Source organism: Stenotrophomonas capsici, from assembly GCF_034961085.1.
GTDB lineage: Bacteria > Pseudomonadota > Gammaproteobacteria > Xanthomonadales > Xanthomonadaceae > Stenotrophomonas > Stenotrophomonas capsici.
Map to the genome: position 1 here is coordinate 1 of NZ_JAYFUH010000060.1, position 1,042 is coordinate 1,042.

At 70.2% G+C, this 1,042-nt stretch carries 2 protein-coding genes; both read left to right on the plus strand.

Annotated features, from left to right (window positions below):
- Window positions 1-569: GspE/PulE family protein (locus tag VA603_RS01835; protein WP_323437777.1), on the plus strand; the 569-nt coding region annotated here is incomplete at its 5' end.
- Window positions 566-1,042 (plus strand): glutamine amidotransferase (locus VA603_RS01840; RefSeq protein ID WP_323437778.1); only part of this gene is annotated, 477 nt, incomplete at its 3' end. The genes VA603_RS01835 and VA603_RS01840, both read left to right, overlap by 4 nt.

A 1,042-nucleotide genomic window follows, 5' to 3' on the forward strand; every position in this document is an offset into this window, starting at 1 on the left:
GCACCCTGCTGCGCCAGGACCCGGACATCATCATGATCGGCGAGATCCGTGACCTGGAGACCGCGCAGATGGCGGTGCAGGCCTCGCTGACCGGCCACCTGGTGCTGTCCACCCTGCACACCAACGACGCGCCCTCGGCGATCACCCGCCTGCTCGACCTGGGCGTGCCGCACTACCTGATCGGCTCCACCGTCAACGGCGTGCTCGCCCAGCGCCTGGTGCGCACCCTGTGCCCGCACTGCAAGGTGCCCGACACGCTGGAAGCGGCCGATTGGGCCCCGCTGCGTGATGCCCATGACGCATTACCTGATGTCATCACCGCATATGCGCCGGTCGGCTGCCTGGAGTGCCGGCGCACCGGCTACATGGGCCGGATCGGCCTGTATGAGCTGCTGCCACTGGGTTCGCGGCTGCGCGCCCTGATCACCCGCGACATGGACCTGGCCGGATTCAGCCGCGCCGCACGCGCCGAAGGGCTGCGTACCCTGCGCCGCACCGGGCTTGAAAAGGTGGCGCAGGGGCTGACTACAATCGAGGAAGTCCTGTCAGTACTGCCTCCCGCGGAATGAAGTCCCAGCCGTTCCTGATCGTTGAAACCGGGCAACCGTTCCCGACCCTGCGCCGTTATGGGCGCTTCCCGCACTGGATCCGCGTCGCCGCCGGGCTGGAGGAAGCCGAGACCGTGGTGGTCAACGTCGAGCACGGCGAGACGCTGCCCGACCGTGGCGAATTCGCCGCCACCATCGTCACCGGTTCGGCCGCCTTCGTCACCGACCGCGCCGACTGGAGCGAGCGCAGCGCCGACTGGCTGCGCGATGCCGCCCATGCCGGCATGCCGCTGCTGGGCATCTGCTATGGCCACCAGCTGCTGGCCCACGCACTGGGCGGCGAGGTGGCCTACAACCCGGCCGGGCGCGAGTCCGGCACGATCCGCCTGGAGCTGGAAGCACCGGCCGCGGCCGATCCGCTGTTCGCCGGCCTGCCGGCCACCTTCCCGGCCCACGCCACCCACCTGCAGACGGTGCTGCGCGCCCCCGAAGGC